This window comes from Streptomyces sp. 13-12-16 (assembly GCF_002114215.1).
GTDB lineage: Bacteria > Actinomycetota > Actinomycetes > Streptomycetales > Streptomycetaceae > Streptomyces.
Genome location: NZ_NCTE01001387.1, coordinates 1 through 1164 on the forward strand (window position 1 = coordinate 1; position 1164 = coordinate 1164).

Below are 1164 nucleotides of genomic sequence, written 5' to 3' on the forward strand. Positions count from 1 at the left end.
CTGCGCCCTGCTCGCCACCGCGGAGCTCTCGGCACAGGGCGCCGACGGCGGCGCGGAGGCGCGGGACGCCGACGACACCCGGGCGCAGGGCACCAACGGCCCCGATGCGAAGGCCGCCGCGCTGACCGACGCCCACGCCTGCCTGGTCCGCCTGCACGAGGAGACGCCCGGTCTCACCCCGCGCCAGGAGGCCCGCCTGCTGCGGCTGCGGGCCACCGCGCTCGGCATGCGCCTGCAGACGTCGGGAAGCGAGGAGCACATCGCGCCGGTCCTCGCCGAGGCGGACCTGCTGCACACCTTCGCCACCCGGCACGACGTCGACACGCAGATCGCCGGGGCCCTGCTGCTGCGGGCCACCACGTACGCCATGTCCGGCGACCTGCCCGCCGCACTCACCGAGACCGACGGCGCCCTCGACCGGCTCAAGGCGCACGGCCCGGCCTGGCACCTGCCCCGGGCACTCGCCCTGCGCGGCCGGCTCCAGCTCGGCCTGCAGAACGCGCAGGCCGCGTACACGGACCTGGCCGAGGGCCTGCGGCTGGCCGCCGACTGGCCGGCCGACGCGGTCGACACCTCTCGCCTCCACAGCGACCTGGCCGGGGCCTGCCTGCATCTGGGCCGCCCCGACGAGGCGCTGCGGCACCTGACCCGCTCCGCGGAGCTGGACCTCCGCGGCGGCAGCCGGTTCGACGCGTACTGCACCTACAGCAACGCGGCCCAGCTCAGCCTCGACCTCGGCCGCGTCGAGGACTGCATCGCGCTGCTCGACTCCCTGCTCGCCGAACCGGACGTCGCCGCCGGGAAGCCGGACGACCGGCTCATCGCCCAACTGCGGCTGACCCGCGCCCGCGCGCTCCACGCGGGGGACGACCTCAAGGCCGCCACGGCGGAGTTCGTCGCCCTCGCGGCCGAGTCGGCCGGCTGGGACGACGACCCGGGCAGCCACGCCATGATCGCGGCCGAGACGGCCGTACTCCTCGGTGAATCCGGCGAGTTCGGCCGCGCCCGCGAGGCCGCGGACCAGGCACTCGCCGCCCACGCCGAGGATCCGCGCCCCGAGCAGCTCAGCAACTGCCTGCGCGAACTCGCCCGGCTCCAGGCGGAGCGGCAGGGCCCCGACGGCCTGGCCGGCGCCCGCGCCTTCCTCGCCGACGCCGGCCGGAT

1 pseudogene is annotated in these 1164 nt (G+C 76.9%); it reads left to right on the forward strand.

The features are described from left to right. Window positions 1-1164, forward strand: a pseudogene (locus B7767_RS41250) (hypothetical protein); the annotation flags it as partial.